The sequence below is a fragment of the Sphingobium sp. 15-1 genome (assembly GCF_013375535.1).
GTDB classification, from domain to species: Bacteria; Pseudomonadota; Alphaproteobacteria; order Sphingomonadales; family Sphingomonadaceae; genus Sphingobium; species Sphingobium aromaticivastans.
Window position 1 is genome coordinate 1,177,625 of sequence record NZ_JABXJG010000001.1, and the last position, 21,580, is coordinate 1,199,204.

Genomic DNA, 21,580 nt, shown 5'->3' on the forward strand with positions numbered 1-21,580 from the left:
CGTCATTCCTCTAGTCAAAGGAGAGACATCATGTCCGCCCATCTCACCCGCCGGCTCGCGCTCGTCATGGCACTGGCCTGCACCGCTGCCCCTGCCCTGGCCAAGACCGCGCCCGACAATCTCGTCCCTGCCGGCAAACCGGTCGATTGCGTCCAGATCACGTCGATCCGCTCCACCAATGTCCGCGACGACCGCACCATCGACTTCATCATGAACGGCAACAAGGTCTATCGGAACACGCTGCCCTATAGCTGCCCCAGCCTGGGCTTCGAAAAGCGCTTCCTCTACAAGACCAGCCTATCCCAGCTCTGTTCCGTGGACATCATCACCGTGCTCTATCAGACGAGTGGATTGCAACCGGGCGCCAGTTGCGGCCTCGGCAAATTCCAGCCGATGCAGAAACTCGCGAAATAACTTTAGCCTGAGGCGATTTTGGTGCTGGCGCGAGCGATTGGGCTTTGCTAAGCGGCCCTTCGCAGCAGCGACACGCACCCATAGCTCAGCTGGATAGAGCGTTGCCCTCCGAAGGCAAAGGCCAGAGGTTCGAATCCTCTTGGGTGCGCCATTTTTCAAATGGCTGCGAACAATCTTCCTTCCAGTCCAAGCAGGTAGCGCTTGGCCTTCAGGCCGCCCGCGAAACCGGTGAGCGCGCCGTTCGCTCCCACGACGCGGTGGCAGGGTGCGATGATCGAAATCGGATTACGCCCGTTGGCTGCGCCCACGGCCCGGCAGGCGGAAGGCTTGCCGATCTGGCTTGCAATATCGGCATAGCTGCGCGTTTCGCCAAAGGGGATGGTCAGCAGGGCCGCCCAGACGCTCTTCTGGAAATCCGTGCCTTTGAAGTCTAGCGGCAGGTCGAACGCCTCCCGCTGCCCGGCGAAATATTCGCCAAGTTGCCGCCCCGCCTCTTCCAGCACCGAATGATCGTCGGCCGGGGCACGGGGGTCCAGCTTCACCCGGCCGGGCACGTCATTTTCCCACAGGACCGCAGCCAGCCCTTTTGCGCTCGCCACCAGCGTCAGTTCACCGACGGGGGAGGCCATCGTCCGATATGCGTAGTTCATGCCCATTCCTTTCCATCATTGGATGGCGGAAGCATAGGGCATGACATGCGGAACGCCTTCCCGCCCCTTGCGGTCAAAGATTATTGGAGGCCGCCGCCCATGGCGCGATACAGTTCGACCATGTTCGTCGCCCGCGTCAGCCGCGCCGCCAGCAGGCTCTGCTCCGCACTGTAGAGCGTCCGCTGCGAATCCAGCGTGGTCAGGAAACCGTCGATCCCTGCCCGGAAACGTGCTTCGGACAGCCGATAGCCGACACGCGCGGAATCCCGCAAAGAGGTCTGCGCCTCCATCTGCGCCGTCATCGTGCCGCGCCGGGCAAGGGCATCCGCCACTTCGCGAAAGCCGGTCTGCACGCTCTTTTCATAAGTCGCGACCATCGCATCATAGGTCGCCCGCGCATAACGCAGATTGCCCTGATTGCGCCCGAAATCGAAGATCGGCAGGCTGGCCGAAGGGGCGACCGACCAATAGTCGCTACCTGATTTGAACAGGTTGGAGAGGCCAAGGCTCATCGTCCCGAACGCCGCCGTCAGCGAGATTTTGGGGAAGAAGGCCGCCCGCGCCGCGCCGATATTGGCGTTGGCGCTGAGCAACTGATGCTCAGCCGCCATGATGTCCGGCCGGCGCAGCAATGCCGTAGAAGGCAGGTCGGCGGGCAGGTTGGCCAAAGTCACATCACCCTCCGGCATCGCCGTCGGCAGATCGTCGGCGGGCACGGTCCCGCCCGCCAGCAGGTTCAGCGCATTCTGGTCCTGCGCCACCAATGTCGTCGCCTGCGCGATGTCGGATCGCGCCTGGTCATAGCTGGTCTGCGCCTGACGCACCTCCAGTTCCGAAGCGATCCCCTTGGCGAAACGCGCTTTGGTAAGGTCGAGCGTTTGACCGAAGGCCTTTTCCAGATCGCGCGCGATCTTCAGCCGTTCCTGATCCGCCGCCATGCCGAGCCAGGCGTTGGCGACCTCCGCGATCAAGGCGGTCTGCGCGGCATTGCGGTTCTCGACCGAGGCGAAATATTGCTCCTGCGCCGCCTTGGTCAGATTGCGCACCCGTCCGAACAGGTCGACTTCCCACGCCGACACGCCGACCGAGGCGTTGTAGATGTCCGTCCGCCCCGATACGCCCTGCTGGGCGAAGGGCTGATCCTGATAAGTCGCGCTGCCATTGGCACCCAGGGTCGGGAATATGCCCGCCCGCTGCACCTTATATTGCGCCCGCGCCTGCTCGACATTGGCGAGCGCCACGCGCAGGTCGCGATTATTGGCAAGCGAGGTCTCGATCACCCGAGCCAGGCGCGGATCGACGAAAAACTCCTTCCAGGCGGTATCCGCCGGGACGATCGCCTGCCCCTCGGCTCCGGCATAGGCCGGCCCCTGCGGACTGGTTTCCGGCACCGGCAGCGCAGGCCGCACATATTTGGGCGCCATGTCGCAGGCAGCAAGCGTCAGCGCCAGGGCAGCGGCCGGGAAGAGCTTGATCTTATCCATTATCCTCATGCCTCTTGGGGCGCCAATGGGGCGCTGCCGCCATGCCCCCCTTCATCCTGGCCATGATGTTCGCGGAACAGCCGCTTCACGACCGTGAAGAAGACCGGCACGAAGAAGATGGCGAGGATAGTGGCGGACAGCATGCCGCCGACCACCGCCGTGCCGATGGCGTTCTGACCGCCCGCACCCGCCCCCTTCGCCACCGCCAGCGGCAACACGCCGAAGACGAAGGCGAAGCTGGTCATCAGGATCGGCCGCAGGCGCAGCTTGCCCGCCTCCAGCGCGGCGCGAGCGGGCGGCAACCCTTCGCGCATCTTTTCTTCGGCAAATTCGACGATCAGGATCGCGTTCTTGGCCGACACGCCGATGGTCGTGATCAGGCCGACCTGAAGGTAGATGTCGTTGTTGAGTCCCACCAGCATCGCCGCCAGCACCGCGCCGAACACGCCCAGCGGCACCACCAGCATGACCGCGATCGGCACCGACCAGCTTTCATAGAGCGCGGCCAAACACAGGAAGACGATCAGCATCGACAGCGCATAAAGCGCCGGTGCCTGTCCGCCCGAGGTCTGCTCCTCATAGGAAATGCCGTTCCATTCGTATCCGACGCCCGCCGGCAGCTTGGCGGCCATTTCCTCCATCGCCTTCATCGCCTCGCCAGTCGAAACGCCCGGCGCGGGCGCGCCCATGATCTGCATCGACGGCACGCCGTTGAAGCGTTCCAGCTTGGCCGGACCATGGGTCCATTCGGTCGTCGCGAAGGAAGAGATCGGCGCCATCACGCCCGAACTGCCCCGCACATGCAGCACGCCGATTGAATCCGGCGTGGTGCGGAAGGGCGCGTCGGCCTGCACATAGACGCGCTTCACCCGGTCGCGGTCGATGAAGTCGTTGACGTAGCTGCTGCCCATCGCGGTGCTGATCGTGTCGTTGACGTCCGACTGTGCGATGCCCAGCGCCCCGGCCGCCGCCTGATCGACGTTCAGCTTGAGCTGCGGCGTATCTTCCAGGCCGTTGGGCCGCACCTGCGCCAGCCGCTTGTCGGCCATAGCCATGCCCAGCAACTGGTTGCGCGCCTCCAGCATCTTCTCATGACCCAGATTGCCCCGGTCCACGAGCTGGAAGTCGAAGCCGGTCGCATTGCCCAGCTCCTGCACGGCGGGCGGCACGAAGGCGATCGCCATGCCGGCGGAAATCTTGCGGAAGGCGCCATTGGCGCGCAGCGCGATGGCCGAGACCTTGTTGTCGGCGCCCTTGCGTTCCGACCAGTCCTTCATCCGGGCGAAGACGATGCCGACATTCTGCCCCTGCCCCACGAAGCCGAAGCCGGAGATGGTGAAGACGGCGGCGACATTCTTCTTCTCGTCGATCATATAATGATCGCGCACCTTGGCCAACGTGCGCTCGGTTTCCTCCAGCGTCGATCCGGTCGGCAGCGACACCTGGTTGATGATGATCCCCTGATCCTCGTCCGGCAGAAAACCGCCGGGCAGGCGCAGGAATACCAGCCCCATGCCGACCACGATCAGCGCATAGACCAGCATGGTCCGGCCCCAGCGCCGCTCGACCTTCTCCACCGTCCGTCCATAGCGGACGACATTGCGGTCAAAGGTCCGGTTGAACCAATCGAAGAAGCGACCGAAGCGCGAACCGAAAAAGCCTGTCCAGATATGGCTGTGCCCCTTCGGCCGCAGGATCGTCGCGCAGAGCGCCGGGGTCAGGATCAGGGCCACCAGCACCGACAGCACCATCGCGGAGACGATGGTGATGGAGAATTGGCGGAAGATCACCCCGGTCGAGCCGCCGAAGAACGCCATAGGCAGGAACACCGCCGACAGTACCAGGCCGATGCCGATCAGCGCGCCGCTGATCTCGTCCATCGATTTTTTCGCGGCTTCTTTCGGACTGAGCCCCTCTTCCTGGATGATGCGTTCGACATTTTCGACCACGACGATGGCGTCGTCGACCAGCAGGCCGATCGCCAGAACCATGCCGAACAGCGTCAGCGTGTTGATGGTGAAACCCGCCGCATAGAGGATCGCCAGCGATCCCAGCAGCACCACCGGCACCGCGATGGTCGGGATCAATGTGGCGCGCCAATTCTGCAGGAACAGGAACATCACCACGAAGACGAGCAGGGTCGCCTCGATCAAGGTGTGGATCACCTGCTCCACCGACAGCCGCACGAAGGTCGAATTGTCGACCGGGAAGTCATATTTGACCCAGCTCGGGAAGGTCTTGGAGAGTTCGTTGATGCGGCTCTTGACGCCGTCGACGGTATCGAGCGCGTTGGCGCCGGGCGCAAGCTTGATGCCGAAACCGGCTGCGGGATGGCCGTTGAACTTCGCGCCGAAGCTGTAGCTTTCCGCCCCCAGCTCGACCCTGGCCACGTCCGACAGATGGACGACCGACCCATCGCCGTTGCTGCGCAGCCTGATCTGACGAAACTCTTCCGGTGTCTTCAGCCGGGATTGCGCCGTCACCGTGGCGTTCAGCGCCTGTCCCTTGGGCGAAGGCGTGCCACCGATCTGGCCCGCCGAAACCTGGGCGTTCTGGGCCTGGATGGCCGATTTCACATCCCCGGTGGTGATGCCGAGATTGGCCATCTTATAGGGGTCCAGCCAGACCCGCATCGCATATTGCGCGCCCAATAGCTGGGTGTCGCCCACGCCATTGACGCGGCTGACCGGGTCCTGCAACGCCGAAGCGATGAAATCGCCCGCATCCTGCTGGTCGTGAATGCCGTCATCGGCATAGACCGCCATGATCATCAGGAAGGTCGAAGTGGATTTGGTGACGCGCAGGCCCTGCTGCTGCACTTCTTGCGGCAGAAGCGGCGTCGCCTGGGCCAGCTTGTTCTGCACCTGCACCTGCGCGATGTCGGCGTCGGTGCCCTGCTCGAAGGTCAGGGTGATGGTCAGATTGCCGGCGGAATCGCTGCTTGAGGAGAAATAGCGGAGATTGTCGATCCCCTTGAGCTGCTGCTCGATGATCTGCGTCGTCGTGCTTTCCAGCGTTTGGGCATTGGCGCCGGGATAGGTGGTGGAGATCGTCACCGCGGGCGGCGCAATGGCCGGAAACTGCGCTACGGCCAGCGACCGCAGCGCCAGCGCGCCGGCCAGCATGATGACGATGGCGATGACCCATGCGAAGATGGGCCTGTCGATGAAATAGCGGGCCACGGCTTACTTCGCCCCGCTCGCTTGCTGCTGCGGAGCCGTCACCTGCTGCGGCGCGCCCGGCTTCACCACCGTTCCGGGGCGCAGATTGACCAGCCCCTCGACGATCAGCCTGTCGCCCGCCCTCAGCCCCTTGGTGACGATCCACTTGTCGCCCACCGGGCGGTCGGTTTCGACCTGACGCAATTCGACTTTATTGCCTGCTCCCACCACCATGGCGGTGGCCCGGCCGCGGGCGTCGCGGGTGATACCCTGTTGCGGCGCCAGGATCGCTTGGGCACGCTGCCCCTCGACCAGCTTGGCGCGGACATACATGCCCGGCAGCAGCAGGCCGTCCGGATTGGCGAAGGTGGCGCGCAGCGTCACCGCGCCCGAACTGGGATCAACCGTCACTTCGGAAAATTGCAGCCGCCCCTCGATCGGATAGACGCTGCCGTTGGGCAACAGCAACTGCACCCGCGCGCCGTCCGCTGCGCTGACGCCGCCTGCCTGCATCGCCTGCCTGAGATCGATGATCTGCGCGGCCGATTGGGTCACGTCGACATAAACGATGTCGGTCCGCTGGATCGTCGCCAGCGCATCCGCCTGCCCGGCCTGCACCAAGGCGCCCGGCGTGAAGAGGGAACGGCCGATGCGGCCGGAAATCGGCGCCCTGATGCGCGTGAAATCCTGGTTCACCTGGGCCGCCTGGACAGCCGCCCGCTGCGCCGCGACATCGGCCCGCGCCTGCTGGGCAGAGGCGGTGGCATTGTCGGCTTCCTGCCGGCTGACGGCGTTGATGCCGACCAGCTCCTTGTAACGCTGCGCCTGCAATCCCGTGGCGCGGATCGACGCCTGCGCCCGCGACAGAGCGCCCTGCGCCTGGCCCAAGGCGGCGCGATAAGGCGAATCCTCAATCTCGTAGAGCAATTGACCGGCGCGCACCAAGCCACCCTCGACAAACAGCCGGCGACGGATGACGCCGCTGATCTGCGGCCGGACTTCGGCGGTTTCCACGGCGGCGATCCGCCCCGGAAGCTCGGTCATCAGCGGCGCTGCCTCTACCGTCACATTGACCACGCCAACCGCCGGGGGCGGCGGCGCAGGCTGCTCCTGTTGACCGCAGCCGCCCAGCACCAGGGTCGACGCGCAGGCAAGCAGTCCGACAAATATCCCCTTCTGCATCGGCCGATGCTCCGTTTCCCTGATGCTGACCATTGGAATGAACGTTCATTCCGCTTGCGCCGCAGGTAGGAACATGCCACAATTTGTTCAAGAGCAAAAAGAACCGGGTGAAGATTTTTGATTGCATCGCAACATGAACAGACTGCCCGCGACCGCATATTGAATGCGGCCCGCGACCTGTTCGCCGCCAACGGTTTCCACCAGAGCGCGATGGCCGAACTGGCCGCCGCCGCCCAGGTGTCCGTGGGTCAGATCTACCGCCTGTTCAAGGGCAAGGAAGACATTATCGAAGCCATAGTGGAGAGCGATACGCGCGACCGCGAAGCGATGATCCTGAACCTGCAAACCCGCCTGGACGCCGGAGAGATCAGCATCGAGCGGACCTTCGAACTGTTGCTGCTGGAGGTCATGGACGACCCGCATGAAGCCTTGTCCTTCGACATATTGGCCGAAGCGTTCCGCAATGCCCGCGTCCACGGCACCATCACCGACATGTGCCGGGGCTTGCGAAAGTCGCTGGGCGATTTCGCCTGCATCGCCAATCCCAATCTTTCGGGCGAAGCCCTGAAAAGCGCCGAAGAAATCATCCTCGCCTGCCTGTTCGGCCTTGGCCATCGCAGCCTGTCCGCTCCGGACATCAGCGCCGAACGCACCGCCAGTCGCGCCGCCTTCATGATCGTCGCGGCCCTTCGCGCCATGGACTGATCGATCCGGCGCAGCCTTCGCTCATTCCGCCGCGTTGCAGCAAGATTTGCGGTGCGACGCGGCAACCATTCGCCGCCGTGGAGCATTTTCCGCCCCAGATCGTTCCGGGAGGCAGGCAGTGGGCATCAACATCTCTTTTGATCGCAGCTATTTCGAGGCGCGGTTGGACCGTAACCGCCGGCTCGCGGCCCGCTCCAGAAATCCCGAAATCCGGGCCATCCACATGGGATATGTGCGCCTGTATAGCCAGTTGCTGGAACAAACGGGTCGCGTGACGGTCTCAAGGCCGGCCTGAGCCAGCCTATCGGGCGGCAACGCCGTCCGGCAGCACCACCGCCGACCAGCTTTTGCCCGGCAGCAGATATTTGGCCGCGAGAGCCTGAATATCGGCTGGCGTGACCGTCAGCATATCCTGCGCCATGGTCTGCATCGCCTGCACATAGCGCGGATCATGGGTGGCGCCCTCCATCTGGTTCATCCAGAAGGCATTGCCCGTCCCGGCGCGCATCAGCAACTGCCGCATCGGCGCGACGGCCCGCTGCAATTCATCCTCGCTCACGGGATTTTTGGCGAGATCGGCCGCCGTATCCTTTACCACCCCATAGAAATAGTTGACGCGATCGGGCCGCACTTGGCTCGTCACCAAAATATAGCCGCCGCTTTCATAGGAGAAAGGCCAGTTATTCTGAACGCTGGGCGAATAGGCGGCCCCCTCGGTCGAACGAAGCTTGTCGAACAGCCGGTCGTTGAATATCTGGGTCAGGATTTCCAGTTGCCGCGCCTCCTTCGTCAGCGCAAAGCCGCCCGCCGTGGGCCAAGCCATCACCGCCGCCGCCTGTTCCTTGTCCCCCTTGTGCCGCAGGATCACCGGCGCCTCGACATGGGCGGGGAAGCGCATGGCCTTGTTCGCCGCCGGAACCGGCACATCGGGCCGCGAGGGCAAGGCGCCGAAGGTCGCGGCGACCGCCGCTATGGCGTCATCTGCCTTCACCTGGCCGAAAATCTGGACCTCGATCGGCCCCGACGCCAATAGCGGTTCCCATGCGGCGCGGAACGCCTGCGGCGTCAGCCCGTCGATTTCCGCCCGCGAAGGCGTCCGGAACCGCACATCCTTGTCATGCAGCAACCAGTTGAGATCGCGCGCCAGCACGGAATCCGGCGCCCGCTCCATCGCGTCATAGGCGACCCCGGCCCCTGTCTTCACCCGCGCGATCGGCGCCGGGTCCCAACCGGGCGCGAACAGCTTGGCCGCGAATAGCTGAAGCTGGTCCTTGTAATCCGCCGGCCGCGTCACCGCCTGCAATTCGAAGGCGTCGTCGTCGATGGAAAAATCCATTCCCATGCGCCGGCCATTGGTCAGATCGTCCAGTTCCCGCTGACCCAGCTTGCCGATGCCGCTCGCCACCAGCGCATAGTCCGCCGCCCAGCCCGGCGCTGGCCTGGTCGGGGAGAAAGCCTGCTGGCCATGGCCGAAACGGACATTGATCCGCACCTTCTCCGTCTCCGCATCATTGGCGAAGAGGGTGAGCTTCACGCCGTTGGAGAAGGTGATGCTCTCCATCCCCGGCAGGCCGATCGGGCTGCGCGACACGACCGTGCCGGGCGCGCCCAGCTTCGGCAGGTCCGCCATGGTCACGACCTTGTCGTTGAGCCGCGCATTGGTCGCCGCCTTGATGGGCGCGGCGACGGCGGCCGCCAGTTTCGCATCGACGCCCGGCTGCACCTTCCCGGTGATCAGATGCGCGCGGAACACGCCCGCCGAAAAGAGCCGCCGGGTCGAATCCAATATCTTTTGCGACGTCATCCCCGGCTTGCCGGAGCGGAAGATGTCCAGCGCCGCCTGCGGGCTGACCGTCGTTTCGCGGATGTCGACCGCGCTCACCAGATCGCTCGCCTGCTTGGCGCCCGCTTCCGTATCCGCATTCTCGACCTGGATGGCGAGCGCCGTGTCCATCTGCGCATATTCGCGGTCGATTTCCAACTGGCTCGGCGGCGCGGCCTTGGCATCTTCGATGATGGCGCGGACGTCGCCCAGCGCCTTCTCCCAATTTTCGCCGGTCGGCACGATGGTGACGAACGTGCCGTCGACGGAGCGGCTGACATCCTGCTGATCCACGCTCGCCTGCAGGAAGCTGCCGCCGCTACGCGCCGCCTGCTCCAGCCGGCGGCTGATGATCTGAAGGGCCAGCACGTCGGTCAGCTTGTCCTGATTATAGACGATGGTGTCGGCGCGCGGCTTCCAGGGCCGCAGCCAGGCCATGGTGAGACCGGTAGGCGCGCCGGGTTCCACCGTCACTCTGGTCGCGGGCGCCTTGGCGTCGGGCTCCCCAAAATCGGGCAACGGCGCGCCCTTGCCCGGCACGGTCCAGGATGCGAAATTATCCTTGATCAACTGCTCGGCCATGGCCGGGTCGATGTCGCCCGCGATTGAGATCACGGCATTTTCAGGGCGGTACCAGCGCTGGTGGAAAGCCTCCATCTTCGCCGCCGTCACGGCATTCAGCGTCGCCACGGTGCCGATCGGGCTATGATCGGCCAAGGGCTGGCCAGCGAAGAAATGCCTTCGCGTCGCATCGGAAATCCGCATTTGGGGGCCATCGCCCTCGCGCTTTTCCGCCAGGACGACCGCCCGCTCGGCATTGACCGCGCCATCCACGATATTGGGATCGGCCATCATGCCGGACAGTATCTTGAGGCTTTCCCCCAGACTTGCCTGCGTCGCCTGCGGCAGATCGAGAGCGTAGGTGGTGCCGGTCGGCGTCGTCTGCGCGTTGCTGTCGCTGCCGAAGGTGACGCCCAGCCGCTGCCAGATGCGCTTGGATTCCCCATCGGGCACATGGCGGGAGCCGCGGAAGGTGAGATGCTCCATGAAATGGGCGTAGCCCAGCTCATCGGGCTGCTCCATCAGCGATCCGGCATCGACCCGCAACCTGACCGAGACCTGCCCCGGCGGCACGCCGTTGCGCCGGATCGCATAGCGCAAACCGTTGGACAGTTCGCCAAAGCGCCATGCCGGATCGATCGGCACATCGCTGTTTTCATAAAGCCATGGCCGGACTTGCGCCTTGGTGGAACTGAGCGCCGCAGAATTGGCAACCGGGTCCGTTTTCGCGGCCAGAGGCGCGGAAACTCCCGAAAGCAGCAAGGCGAGAACGGACAGCGAAGCGGCAGAACGCCGGAAGGGAAAGCTCATGAGGCCATAGCCTAAAGAGATTTTCCTGAATGACCACTGACAAAGAAGGCCGGAGGATGAACAGCTTGTCCTATCCTCCGGCCATTCCAAGCCGTGGCTGATGGGAAAGGCTTACCGCCCGCCCGTCCTCTGCACCGCGCCCTTATGCGCGCCGACGCCGCTGCCGCCGCGCCGGCGACGGAAGTTCTTCTTCGCGGGCTGGCCGGCTTCACCATCGGGGCGGTGTGCCCGCTCGGCATTGCCGCGCGGCTGCTTCTGCTGGTCCTGATAGCGGCGCTGACCATCGGCGCGCTTGGCCTTCTGCTCCGGCGTCTGCTCGCGGCCTTTGCGCGGCGGGGCCGCCTTGGGCATGTTCCGCACCGCCTCGACGAAATTCTCCGGCAGAGGCACGATCTCCAGCTTCACCTTGGCCGTCCGCTCGATCGCTTTCAGATAGGGCCGCTCGTCGTCCGCCACGAAGCTGATCGCGATCCCTTCCGCCCCGGCGCGGGCCGTGCGGCCGATGCGATGGACATATTGCTCGGGCACATTGGGCAGCTCGAAATTGATGACATGGGACACACCCGAAACGTCGATCCCGCGCGCCGCGATGTCGGTTGCGACCAGAAGCTTCACTTGGCCATGGCGGAAAGCCTGCAAGGCGGTGGTCCGCTGCGCCTGGCTTTTGTTGCCATGGATGGCGACGGCCTGAATTCCCGCCCCTTCCAGAAAGCGCACGACGCGGTCCGCGCCATGTTTCGTACGCGTGAAGATCAGTGCGCGGTCGATTTCCTCGCTCCTGACCGTCAGGTTGAGCAGCGCCTGCTTCTCCATCTGATTAACGAAGGTCGCCTGCTGACGCACCCGCTCCGCCGTGGTCGACTGCGGCGCGACGCTGACCTTTACCGGATCGCGAAGGAACTGCGCGGCCAGCGCCTCGATCTCACCCGGCATGGTGGCGGAGAAGAACAGGTTCTGCCGTTCCTTGGGCAGCAGCTTGGCGATGCGCTTCAAGGGATGGATGAAGCCCATGTCCATCATCTGGTCGGCTTCATCCAGGACGAAAATCTCGGTATCCTTGATGGTAAAAGCCCGCTGGTCGATCAGGTCGAGCAGACGGCCCGGCGTCGCGACGACGATATCGACGCCCCGGCCCAGTGCGCGGATCTGCTTGTTGATCGGCACGCCGCCGAACACGACCTCCACTGACAGCTTCATGAAGCGGCCATAGTCGCGGAAGCTCTGCGCGATCTGCGCCGCCAGCTCACGCGTGGGCGAGAGCACCAGCATCCGGCAACCCTGAAGCGGTGTCGGTTTGGGGTTGCGGGCGAAATGGTCAAGGCTCGGCAGCGCGAAGGCCGCCGTCTTGCCGGTGCCGGTCTGGGCGATGCCGCACAGATCCTTGCCCTTCAGCAAAACGGGAATGGCCTGCGCCTGGATGGGGGTGGGCAAAGCATATTTCTTGGCGGCGAGCGCCTTCAGGATCGGCTCGGCAAGGCCAAGGTCGGTAAATTGCATGGATGATAACTCACAAGTCGGCCCCGGCGTCTTCCGGCAGGACCGGGACGCAAGGCGGGTTACGAAACGACCCGCGTGAAAAGGGAAGCCTCAAAGCTTGGCGCAGACTTTCATTGGCCGGCCCCGATACCTGTCCGGCCGGAGCGATCACGCTGCCAATCGCTGAAAGGGCAATGACGCCCAACTGCTGCGCTGCAGCGCATATGGCGGGAATGACAGGAAAAAGCAAGCGGCGGCTTCAAATCCTCCTAAAGCGTCACTTCCACATGCTTGCTGCGCATCTCGTCGCGCACGTCGCCGCCGAACATCTGCCGGAACATGCCGCCCAGCGACATGTCCGCGCGCCAGATTTCCGCCCGGCCCAGATTGAAGCGGAGCATCATCAGATGCGGGTCCTGCCGTCCGCCGGGATACCAGCTCGCCACATCATGGGTCCAATAACGGTCGATCACCGCCGGGTCCGTCTCCTCGACCAGCGTGCCATCGATGCAGGCGAACAGGAAATGCCCCTTGGCGACGAACTGCGCCATCGCCGGCCCGCCAACGGCCAACCGGTTTTCCCGCGTCGTGTAGAACCAGAAACAATGGCTCGCGCCGGGATCGAGCTGCGCCGTCATCGGCATGCTATGCTCGTGCGATCCCTGCAACCCGACCATCACGAACGGGCTTTGCGCAAGCTCCGTCCAGAAACGGTGGCGGATGTCGGCCTCATTGCTCATCTTTTCTCTCCTTCGATCTCACGCGGGACTCAATCGACGGGGCCAAGCGAAGCTCCGGCATTCAATTTAGCACGAAAGCTTGATCTTGCGCAGTCTTCTCTCCACATAACGCGCATGTTGATCGAGACTGAAGCGACGCCCAATCCGGCCACCGTCAAGTTCATCCCCGGCCGCGTGGTCATGGGCATGGGCACCCGCGATTTCGCCACGCCGGAGGAGGCGGAAGCTTCTCCCTTGGCGTCCGCGCTATTCGGCCTGGGCGACGTGACGGGCGTGTTCTTCGGCGGCGACTTCATTTCCGTCACCATCGCGCCGGGTTCGCAATGGAGCGACGTGAAGCCCGACATTCTCGCGACCCTGCTCGAACATTTCTCCGCCAATATGCCGCTGTTCGCACCGGGATCGGCCGGCGAAATCTTCGTGCCGGACGAGGAGGAATTTGCCGACGACCCGGAAGACGCGGAAATCGTCGCGCAAATCCGCGAGCTGATCGACACCCGCGTCCGCCCCGCCGTGGCCAATGACGGCGGCGACATCATTTATCGCGGCTTCGACAAGGGCACCGTTTACCTGCGCATGCAGGGCGCCTGTTCGGGCTGCCCCTCCTCCACGGCGACGCTGAAAAACGGGATCGAACAGTTGCTCAAACATTATGTTCCTGAAGTGACCGAGGTTCGCGCCGTCTGAGCGGGAACGGCCAATTGGCAAATCGGTCTCGATCGACTAACCGCTGATCTACGCATCGCATCGGGCGATCGCTCTACAGGGGTTTTCTTTGCGCATATTGGTCATCGACACCGCGACACAGGCGCTGTCCGTGGCGCTGCTCGATGACGGCGCGCCCATCGGCCATTTCCATGAAATCGTCGACGCGGCCATGCCGAAGCGCTGCTGCCCGCCATCGCCGCAATGCCCGACGGCGGCAAGGCCGACGCCATCGCCGTCGATGTCGGTCCCGGCAGTTTCACCGGCGTCCGCATCGGCATAGCCGCCGCCCGCGCGCTGGCGCTGGCCTGGGGCATCCCGCTTCACGGCTATGGCGCGCTGAGCCTGATCGCGGCCAAGGCGGCGGCCGGGCATAAGGGCGAGTCCCTGGCCGTCACCATCACCGGGGGTCATGGCGAGCTGTTCTGGCAGAGCTTCTCCGCTGACGGACTGACGCCGCTCACCACCCCCGCTTCCACGCCGATCGCGACATTGGCGGAACGGCTCGACCATCCCCTGCTCTACGGCACGGGCGCCGAGGCGCTGGTGACAGCGCGGGGCCATGGCACGGCGGTCAGCCTTTATCCCGACGCCGCCGACTATCCGCTGGTCGCCGGGCTCCCGCCGCTCCCTCCCTCGCCCATTTATTGCCGCGACGCCGATGCGCGGCCGATGAGCGAGCGGATGCCGTCATGACCCCCGGCCTGATCCTCGACACCTATGACGAGGGCGAACGCAATGCGGTGAGCGACGCCATGGACGTCATGGCCCGCGCCTTCGACCCCGCCTTCGGTGAAGCCTGGACGCTGCCCCAGCTTGCCGGCGTGATGACGATGCCCGGCACCTGGTTGACCATCGCCAGGATCGACGCCGCGCCGCTGGGATTTGCCCTGGTCCGCTCGGTGCTGGACGAATGCGAGCTGCTGCTGCTGGCGGTCAGCCCGCTCTGGCGCGGCCGGGGCATTGGCGAGGCGCTGTTGCTCGACAGCCTCAGGACGGCGCGCAGGCGGGGCATTACGTCGATGAATCTGGAAGTTAGGGCGTCCAATACGGCAATAAGGCTGTATGAAAAAGCCGGGTTCGAATATGTACACCGTCGTCCCGGTTACTATCGCGGCAATGACGGACAACTTCATGATGCGCTAAGCTTTCGTATCGACATGCTTAGATGATTTAAATCCACTCTTGCAAAACAGAAACCATCGGTATAGCTGACCCATGCCGCTCCTGAAATGATTTTCCCTGGGCGGGTCGCATAACCAATAGCCTTCGCAAGGAAAAGAAATGGAAATCGAATCAGCGCAGAGCGAATTGCTCATTACTTTGACGTCGGATATTGTCGCGGCCCATGTCTCGAACAACAGCGTCGCCGTCTCTGACGTATCTACCCTGATCCAGAATGTGCACGCCGCGCTTTCGGGTCTCACCACGCCGGCCGCCGCGCCGGAAGTGAAGCCCGAGCCCGCCGTGTCGGTCCGCTCCTCGATCAAGCCCGACTACATCATCTGCCTGGAAGACGGCAAGAAGCTCAAGATGCTGAAGCGTCACCTGATGACTCATTATCAGATGACGCCTGATGATTATCGCGCGAAGTGGAGCCTGCCGGCCGATTATCCGATGGTCGCGCCCAATTATGCGGAACAGCGCCGCAGCCTTGCAAAGAAAATCGGCCTCGGCACCAAGCGTCGGCGTACGCGCGCCGCCAAATAAGCCGCGACCGAAGGCAAAAGCCCATGCAAAGGGGTGCGCCCACAGCGCGCCCCTTTTATACTAGGACAAAAGCCGCTAGGCTCTTGCCGACTTACGTACATTTCAGCCAAGTGAGCCTGCATGAACCGCAAGATCGACGTCGAAGCCCTTTGCCACGAAAAGGGTCTGCGCATCACTGAACAGCGCCGCGTCATCGCCCAGGTGTTGAGCGACGCCACTGACCATCCGGATGTGGAGGAATTGCACAGGCGCTCCGCCGCGATCGATCCGGGCATTTCCATCGCCACCGTCTACCGCACCGTTCGCCTGTTCGAAGAAGCGGGCATATTGGATCGGCATGATTTCGGTGACGGCCGCGCCCGTTACGAGGCGGCGCCCGAATCCCATCACGACCATCTGATCGATGTCGAGACCGGCAATGTCATCGAATTCGTCGATCCCGAGCTGGAGCAGCTTCAAAAGCAGATCGCGGAAAAGCTGGGTTTCCGTCTGGTCGACCATCGGATGGAACTGTACGGCGTCGCGCTCGACCGCAAGAACTGAAGCCGCTTGACCCGGCTCCGCCGCATGGTTCGGCGCTGGACGCGCATCGGGGCGCTCGGCGCCAGCCTGCTGCTATGCCTTCCGCTGCATTTGCTATGGAGCGCCGCCGGGCGGCATTCGCCCTGGCCGCGCCGCTTCCTGGCCATGGCGGCGCGATCCGTCGGCGCGCGCATGCGGATCGAGGGGCACCCCTTCCACGGCGACAGCTTCATCATCGCCAACCACGTCAGTTGGGTCGATATATTGGCCCTTGGCGGCGCAACCGGATCGGCCTTCGTCGCGCATGACGGCATAGCCGGCTGGCCGATCATCGGCTGGCTCGCCGCGCAGAACAACACATTGTTCGTCGCCCGCAACCGGCGCGGCGCGCTTTCATCGCAGCTTGACGCCTTGCGCGCCGCCCTTGCCGGGCATCAGCCGATCGCGTTGTTTCCGGAAGGCACGACCAGCGACGGCAGCGGCCTGCTGCCCTTCAAGCCATCCCTGCTTGCGGTACTCCTGCCGCCTCCCCGCTCCGTTCGGATTCAGCCGGTCCATATCGACTATGGCGCGGCCACCGCCGAAATCAGTTGGCATAGCGACGAACCGGCGGGCGCAAACGTCAAAAGATTGCTCGAACGCCAGGGCCGGCTTGACGTCACCCTGCGCTTTCTGGAGCCTTTCGACCCGGCAATCTGCCCGGATCGCAAGCTTTTGGCGATGATGACGCAGGAAAGAATCGCCGCCAGCATTACAGAGCACCTGCCGCCTTTTACTTGCGGCGCACCCCTTGTATAGCTGGACCGCATGAATCGGTACGACGCCCCAAAGACTCCAGCGACATTCCACGTCAAATCCTTCGGCTGCCAGATGAACGTCTATGATGGCGAGCGCATGGCCGAGATGCTGGGCGAGCGCGGCATGACCGCCGCGGCCGACGGCGCCGAGGCCGATCTGGTCATCCTCAACACCTGCCACATTCGCGAAAAGGCGGTGGACAAGGTTTATTCCGACATCGGCCGCATGACCCGCGAGGATGGCAGCCGCCCGATGATCGCCGTCGCCGGCTGCGTCGCGCAGGCCGAGGGCGGGGAAATCCAGCGCCGCGCCCGCAATGTCGACATCGTCGTCGGCCCGCAGGCCTATCACCGGCTGCCGGACCTGATCGACAAGGCCGGTCGCGGCGAGGCGGCGGTCGACACCGACATGCCGCTGGCGTCGAAATTCGCCGCCCTGCCCGGCCGCACCAAACAGGCGCGGCCCACGGCTTTCCTGACGATCATGGAAGGCTGCGACAAATTCTGCACCTATTGCGTGGTGCCCTATACGCGCGGCGCGGAAATCAGCCGGAGCTGGTCCGCCATCCTCGATGAAGCCAAGGCGCTGGTCGACGGCGGCGTTCGGGAGATCACCCTGTTGGGCCAGAACGTCAATGCCTGGACCGGAGAGGACGGCAAGGGCCGGATGCAGGGCATGGACGGCCTGGTCCGCGAACTGGCGAAGATCGATGCCCTCAAGCGCATCCGCTACACCACCAGCCATCCCAACGACATGAGCGACGGCCTGATCGCCGCCCATGGCGACGAACCCAAGCTGATGCCCTTCCTCCATCTGCCGGTGCAGTCGGGCAACGACCGCATCCTGAAGGCGATGAACCGCAGCCACAGCGCCGACAGCTATCTGCGCATCATCGAGCGGGTTCGCGAGGCTCGTCCCGATATAGCGCTGTCGGGGGATTTCATCGTCGGCTTCCCCGGCGAGACCGACGCCGACTTCGAAGATACTCTGAAGATCGTCGAGCAAGTGCGTTATGCGCAATGCTATTCTTTCAAATATAGCTCGCGCCCCGGCACCCCGGCGGCCGACATGGACGGCCAGATCCCGGCGGAGGTGATGGACGAACGCCTCGCCCGCCTGCAGGCGCTGATCAACCGCCATCAGGCCGAATTCAACGGCGCCACCGTCGGCCGCCGCACCGACATCTTGCTGGAGCGCAAGGGCCGCCACTCCGGCCAGCTCATCGGCAAGACGCCATGGCTCCAATCCGTCCACGTCACCGCGCCGGAACTTTCGATCGGTGCCATGGTGGAAGTCGACATCATCAGCGCCGGTCCGAACAGTCTGGCCGGCGAACCCAGCAGGAGGAAGGCCGCTTGAACCAACTCAAAGTCGTTCCCGCGAAGGCGGGAACCCATCTCCCAACCTGTCCACCAGGCGCAAACGACAGGAGATGGATACCCGCCTACGCGGGTATGACTAAAGAGATGGGAGGCTGCTGAATGTCGAAGAAACCGAACCAGAACCATCGCACCGACGTCGCTGAACGCGCGCGCCTGGAAGTGATTTTCGACCGCCCGCACCTGCTGGGCGCGCTCTTCGGGCAATATGACCAGAATCTGGTCGCCATCGAAAACCGCCTGGGCGTCTATATCGCGGCGCGCGGCAACAAGCTCCAGATCGAGGGCGAGGCCGAAGCCGCTGCCCGCGCCCGCGACGTGATGACCGGGCTCTATAACCGCATCGTCGCCGGGCAGGAAATCGACGCGGGCGCGGTCGAGGCGGTCATCGCCATGTCCGCCGAACCGACACTGGACGGCATCATCCGCCATGACGTGGCCGAACCGCCCAAGGTGATGATCCGCACGCGCAAGAAGACGATCGTGCCGCGTTCCGCGACGCAGGTGACATACATGGAAGCGCTCACCCGCAACGACATCATCTTCGCGCTTGGCCCGGCAGGCACCGGCAAGACCTACCTCGCCGTCGCGCAGGCGGTGAGCCAGCTCATCACCGGCAGCGTCGACCGCCTGATCCTGTCCCGTCCCGCCGTCGAAGCGGGCGAGCGCCTGGGTTTCCTGCCCGGCGACATGAAGGAGAAGGTCGACCCCTATCTCCGCCCGATCTACGACGCGCTCTACGACACGCTCCCCGCAGAGCAGGTCGAACGCCGCATCGCGTCCGGCGAGATCGAGATCGCGCCCCTCGCCTTCATGCGCGGTCGCACCCTGTCCAACGCCTTCATCGTGCTGGACGAGGCGCAGAACACCACCATCGCGCAGATGAAGATGTTCCTGACCCGCTTCGGTGAAGGCAGCCGCATGGTCATCTGCGGCGACCCGCGTCAGGTCGATCTGCCGCAGCCGGGCATTTCCGGTCTGGCCGACGCGGTGACGCGCCTTGAAGGCGTGGATGGCATCTCCGTCGTGCCTTTCGGCATCAGCGACGTGGTCCGCCATCCGGTCGTGGGCCGCATCGTCCAGGCTTATGAAGGCCCGGATGCCTGAGATGCACGCCCAACCACCGTTCGTTTCGAGCCCTTCGACTTCCTGCCAAGGCAGGCGCTCAGGACAGGCCAAGGGCGAGAAACGATGTGTCAGCCCTCACCATGTCTCGACTGCGCTCGACACGAACGGAATTCTTGAAGATGATTGAAGTCGCCGTCCTCCACGAACAGGGGTGGCCCGATACCGATTGGGAATTGCTGGCCCAGCGGGCCGTCGTCGCCGCGATCACGCATAGCCCCTATGCCGCCTTCGCCGCCGACGAGGCGCTCTATGAAGTTGCGGTCAAGCTTACCACCGACGAGGAAGTCCACCAGCTCAACCGCGCCTATCGGGACAAGGACAAGCCGACCAACGTCCTGTCCTTCCCGATGGTGCAGTCGGACCTGCTCGAAGCCACCGCCAACACCGACGACGGCGAGGTCATATTGGGCGACATCGTGCTAGCGGAAGGGGTCTGCGCCGCCGAAGCCGCTGAAAAAGGCATCTCCATTGCCGATCACGCGACCCATCTCATCATTCATGGGACTTTCCATTTGCTGGGATATGATCATATGGAGGACGCCGAGGCCGAAGCGATGGAGGCGTTGGAGACGCAATCGCTGATCAGCCTTGGCATTTCCGATCCTTATGGGGATCGCTGAAACAGGGGAACAGGAAACACAATGGCTGAAGGCAGTCCGAAGGACGGCAACGGTTCCAAGGAATCGGACAGTAGCAGCAACGAAGGCGGTTTATGGAGCGGCCTGAAGTCGCTGCTTTTCGGTGAGGAAGAGAGCACCAGCCTCCGCCGCGAGCTGGAGGATGCGCTCGACGAATATGATGAGGAGGAGCAGGAGGAAGGCGCAGCCCCTCCCGCCAAGGGCGACCTGTCCGCGATCGAGCGGCAGATGGTCCGCAACCTCCTCCATTTTTCCGAACATACGGTCGACGATGTGGCCGTTCCCCGCGCGGACATCATCGCCATCGAGGAAAAGGCGAGCTTTGCCGACCTTGCGGCGCTGTTCGCGGAAGCCGGGCATAGCCGCATCCCGGTCTATCGCGAGAATCTGGATAGGATCGTCGGCATGATCCACATCCGCGACGCCTTCGCCATATTGGCGGGCAAGGCGCCGGTGCCCGATACGTTGGAGCCGCTGATCCGTCAGCCGCTCTATGTTCCCGAAAGCATGGGCGCGCTGGACCTGCTCGCTGAAATGCGCGCCAAGCGGACCCATCTCGCCATCGTGCTGGACGAATATTCGGGCACCGAGGGCCTGCTCACCTTCGAGGATCTGGTCGAGGAAATCGTCGGGGAAGTCGAGGACGAGCATGACGAAGAGCCCGAGGTAATGCTGGTTCCGCTGGAAGGCGGCCTCTGGGAAGCCGATGCCCGCGCCGAATTGGAGGATGTCGCCAAGGAGATTGACGAAAAGCTGGCCGATATTGAGGAAGATGTCGATACGCTGGGCGGCCTGGCCTTCGTGATCGCGGGCCGGGTTCCGGAGCCGGGCGAAATCATCGAGCATGAGGAAAGCGGCTGGAAACTGGAAATCCTCGCCAGCGACGGCCGCCGCGTCAGCCGCCTGCGCCTGCACCCTCCCGCGGAACGGGAGATCGAGGATGAGGCGTGATCTTTTCGATTGCGGGTTGGCGGGGCTTGAGGTTCGGCTGAACATGCGGGCGGCATTGGGTGGAGATTGGACGTTCTAATCCTCCCCATCGATAGATGGGAGGTGGCAGGCCGCAGGCCTGACGGAGGGAAAAACGCGCAGGTCGTGCCAGTTCCCCTCCACCACCGCCTTCGGCGGTGGTCCCCCTCCCCATCTACCGATGGGGAGGATCAAGAATGTCAGCAATTGACCAACTGCCGGCACAATCCAGATCTAATCGACCGCCACGGCCTCATCCGCCAGCAGCCAATCCAGCGCCGGGCGGGCCAGCGGAAATATCCGCAAATAGGGCTGGGTCATCACGCGGCGCACCTGCATGCGCGCGATGACGCTGGGCGTGACGATGGCGATGCGCCGGGCTTTGGGGAAATCCCCCAGATAACGGCCGAAGGATTCGACCCCATATCGGCTCTGGACGGCGCTTTCCGTCATGTCCATCCGCAGCAGATAGCCCGGCTTGAAACTCTGCTCGACGAACTGGCGCTTCAATATGCGGGCATATTCAGCGATGATCTCATCCGTGAACAGACCTGTCCATTTGATGTCGAGCAGGTTCAGATCATGCCGGAAATCAATAAGATACATGATTTTTCTCCACCGCCGACCATGGCGCGGAAATATTACCGAAGACTTACGGGGAAACCGCCGAACATCCTGATGCAGATCAGAAAGAAGCGCGAAATATTAAGAGCTTGACGCTAGATC

The 21,580-nt window shown here is 63.7% G+C and carries 20 protein-coding genes, 1 tRNA gene and 1 pseudogene; 14 read left to right on the plus strand and 8 right to left on the minus strand.

Annotated elements, in window-relative coordinates; translation table 11 throughout:
* The first annotated feature begins 30 nt into the window (after positions 1-30).
* Positions 31-414: a hypothetical protein gene (locus HUK72_RS05410; protein WP_176595866.1), complete on the plus strand. Its 384-nt coding sequence runs from the start codon at positions 31-33 to the stop codon at positions 412-414.
* A gap of 74 nt (positions 415-488) precedes the next feature.
* Positions 489-565 (plus strand) — tRNA-Arg (locus HUK72_RS05415).
* A gap of 4 nt (positions 566-569) precedes the next feature.
* Here the strand turns inward: HUK72_RS05415 and HUK72_RS05420 are convergent.
* The 4 genes from HUK72_RS05420 to HUK72_RS05435 all read right to left on the minus strand — a co-directional run bounded on the left by HUK72_RS05420 (position 570) and on the right by HUK72_RS05435 (position 6,891).
* Positions 570-1,064, minus strand: a complete 495-nt coding sequence (locus HUK72_RS05420) for a methylated-DNA--[protein]-cysteine S-methyltransferase (RefSeq protein WP_176595867.1) — start codon at positions 1,062-1,064, stop codon at positions 570-572.
* A gap of 80 nt (positions 1,065-1,144) precedes the next feature.
* The gene (locus HUK72_RS05425; protein ID WP_176595868.1) at positions 1,145-2,548 is read right to left on the minus strand and encodes an efflux transporter outer membrane subunit; all 1,404 of its coding nucleotides are present in this window, start codon (positions 2,546-2,548) and stop codon (positions 1,145-1,147) included.
* Positions 2,549-2,553: 5 nt separating this feature from the next.
* Entirely contained in the window at positions 2,554-5,730 is a 3,177-nt protein-coding gene (locus HUK72_RS05430) for an efflux RND transporter permease subunit (protein ID WP_176595869.1), read from the minus strand.
* Between the two features lie 3 nt (positions 5,731-5,733).
* Positions 5,734-6,891, minus strand: a complete 1,158-nt coding sequence (locus tag HUK72_RS05435; RefSeq protein ID WP_176597756.1) for an efflux RND transporter periplasmic adaptor subunit — start codon at positions 6,889-6,891, stop codon at positions 5,734-5,736.
* Between the two features lie 117 nt (positions 6,892-7,008).
* Between HUK72_RS05435 and HUK72_RS05440 the strand changes: the two genes are divergently transcribed.
* Together HUK72_RS05440 and HUK72_RS05445 are read left to right on the plus strand one after the other, a co-directional pair.
* Complete coding sequence (locus tag HUK72_RS05440) at positions 7,009-7,596, plus strand: TetR/AcrR family transcriptional regulator (protein ID WP_176595870.1); 588 nt, start codon at positions 7,009-7,011, stop codon at positions 7,594-7,596.
* 118 nt (positions 7,597-7,714) lie between these two features.
* Entirely contained in the window at positions 7,715-7,891 is a 177-nt protein-coding gene (locus HUK72_RS05445) for a hypothetical protein (protein ID WP_176595871.1), read from the plus strand.
* A 6-nt stretch (positions 7,892-7,897) separates the two neighbouring features.
* Here the strand turns inward: HUK72_RS05445 and HUK72_RS05450 are convergent, their stop codons facing one another.
* The 3 genes from HUK72_RS05450 to HUK72_RS05460 form a co-directional block, all read right to left on the minus strand.
* Entirely contained in the window at positions 7,898-10,789 is a 2,892-nt protein-coding gene (locus tag HUK72_RS05450; protein WP_176595872.1) for a pitrilysin family protein, read from the minus strand.
* 111 nt (positions 10,790-10,900) lie between these two features.
* The gene (locus HUK72_RS05455; protein ID WP_176595873.1) at positions 10,901-12,286 is read right to left on the minus strand and encodes a DEAD/DEAH box helicase; all 1,386 of its coding nucleotides are present in this window, start codon (positions 12,284-12,286) and stop codon (positions 10,901-10,903) included.
* A 248-nt stretch (positions 12,287-12,534) separates the two neighbouring features.
* Positions 12,535-13,005, minus strand: coding sequence for a pyridoxamine 5'-phosphate oxidase family protein (locus tag HUK72_RS05460; RefSeq protein WP_176595874.1), 471 nt, complete (start codon positions 13,003-13,005; stop codon positions 12,535-12,537).
* A 114-nt stretch (positions 13,006-13,119) separates the two neighbouring features.
* Here HUK72_RS05460 and HUK72_RS05465 point away from each other — a divergent pair, with 114 nt between their 5' ends.
* The 10 genes and pseudogenes from HUK72_RS05465 to HUK72_RS05510 all read left to right on the plus strand — a co-directional run bounded on the left by HUK72_RS05465 (position 13,120) and on the right by HUK72_RS05510 (position 20,836).
* A complete protein-coding gene (locus HUK72_RS05465; RefSeq protein ID WP_176595875.1) occupies positions 13,120-13,692 on the plus strand; it encodes a NifU family protein in 573 nt (190 codons plus the stop codon).
* An 88-nt stretch (positions 13,693-13,780) separates the two neighbouring features.
* Positions 13,781-14,406: pseudogene (gene tsaB, locus HUK72_RS05470) on the plus strand (tRNA (adenosine(37)-N6)-threonylcarbamoyltransferase complex dimerization subunit type 1 TsaB).
* Positions 14,403-14,882 (plus strand): GNAT family N-acetyltransferase, encoded by a 480-nt coding sequence (locus HUK72_RS05475; protein WP_176595876.1) that lies wholly within the window; start codon positions 14,403-14,405, stop codon positions 14,880-14,882. Before tsaB ends, HUK72_RS05475 begins: the two are co-directional and overlap by 4 nt.
* Before the next feature lie 112 nt (positions 14,883-14,994).
* On the plus strand, positions 14,995-15,420 hold the full coding sequence (locus tag HUK72_RS05480; RefSeq protein ID WP_176595877.1) for a MucR family transcriptional regulator: 426 nt from the start codon (positions 14,995-14,997) through the stop codon (positions 15,418-15,420).
* Between the two features lie 120 nt (positions 15,421-15,540).
* The gene (locus HUK72_RS05485) at positions 15,541-15,963 is read left to right on the plus strand and encodes a Fur family transcriptional regulator (RefSeq protein WP_013847009.1); all 423 of its coding nucleotides are present in this window, start codon (positions 15,541-15,543) and stop codon (positions 15,961-15,963) included.
* Between the two features lie 24 nt (positions 15,964-15,987).
* On the plus strand, positions 15,988-16,740 hold the full coding sequence (locus HUK72_RS05490) for a 1-acyl-sn-glycerol-3-phosphate acyltransferase (protein WP_176595878.1): 753 nt from the start codon (positions 15,988-15,990) through the stop codon (positions 16,738-16,740).
* 9 nt (positions 16,741-16,749) lie between these two features.
* Positions 16,750-18,099, plus strand: a complete 1,350-nt coding sequence (gene miaB / locus HUK72_RS05495) for a tRNA (N6-isopentenyl adenosine(37)-C2)-methylthiotransferase MiaB (protein ID WP_176595879.1) — start codon at positions 16,750-16,752, stop codon at positions 18,097-18,099.
* Between the two features lie 122 nt (positions 18,100-18,221).
* A complete protein-coding gene (locus HUK72_RS05500; protein ID WP_176595880.1) occupies positions 18,222-19,226 on the plus strand; it encodes a PhoH family protein in 1,005 nt (334 codons plus the stop codon).
* A 140-nt stretch (positions 19,227-19,366) separates the two neighbouring features.
* Positions 19,367-19,867, plus strand: coding sequence for an rRNA maturation RNase YbeY (gene ybeY / locus HUK72_RS05505; protein WP_176595881.1), 501 nt, complete (start codon positions 19,367-19,369; stop codon positions 19,865-19,867).
* A 21-nt stretch (positions 19,868-19,888) separates the two neighbouring features.
* Entirely contained in the window at positions 19,889-20,836 is a 948-nt protein-coding gene (locus HUK72_RS05510) for a hemolysin family protein (RefSeq protein ID WP_176595882.1), read from the plus strand.
* 252 nt (positions 20,837-21,088) lie between these two features.
* Here HUK72_RS05510 and HUK72_RS05515 read toward each other — a convergent pair whose 3' ends face one another.
* Positions 21,089-21,460 carry an STAS/SEC14 domain-containing protein gene (locus tag HUK72_RS05515; RefSeq protein ID WP_176595883.1) on the minus strand — a complete coding sequence of 124 codons (372 nt, stop codon included), beginning with the start codon at positions 21,458-21,460 and terminating at the stop codon, positions 21,089-21,091.
* Positions 21,461-21,580 lie beyond the last annotated feature (120 nt).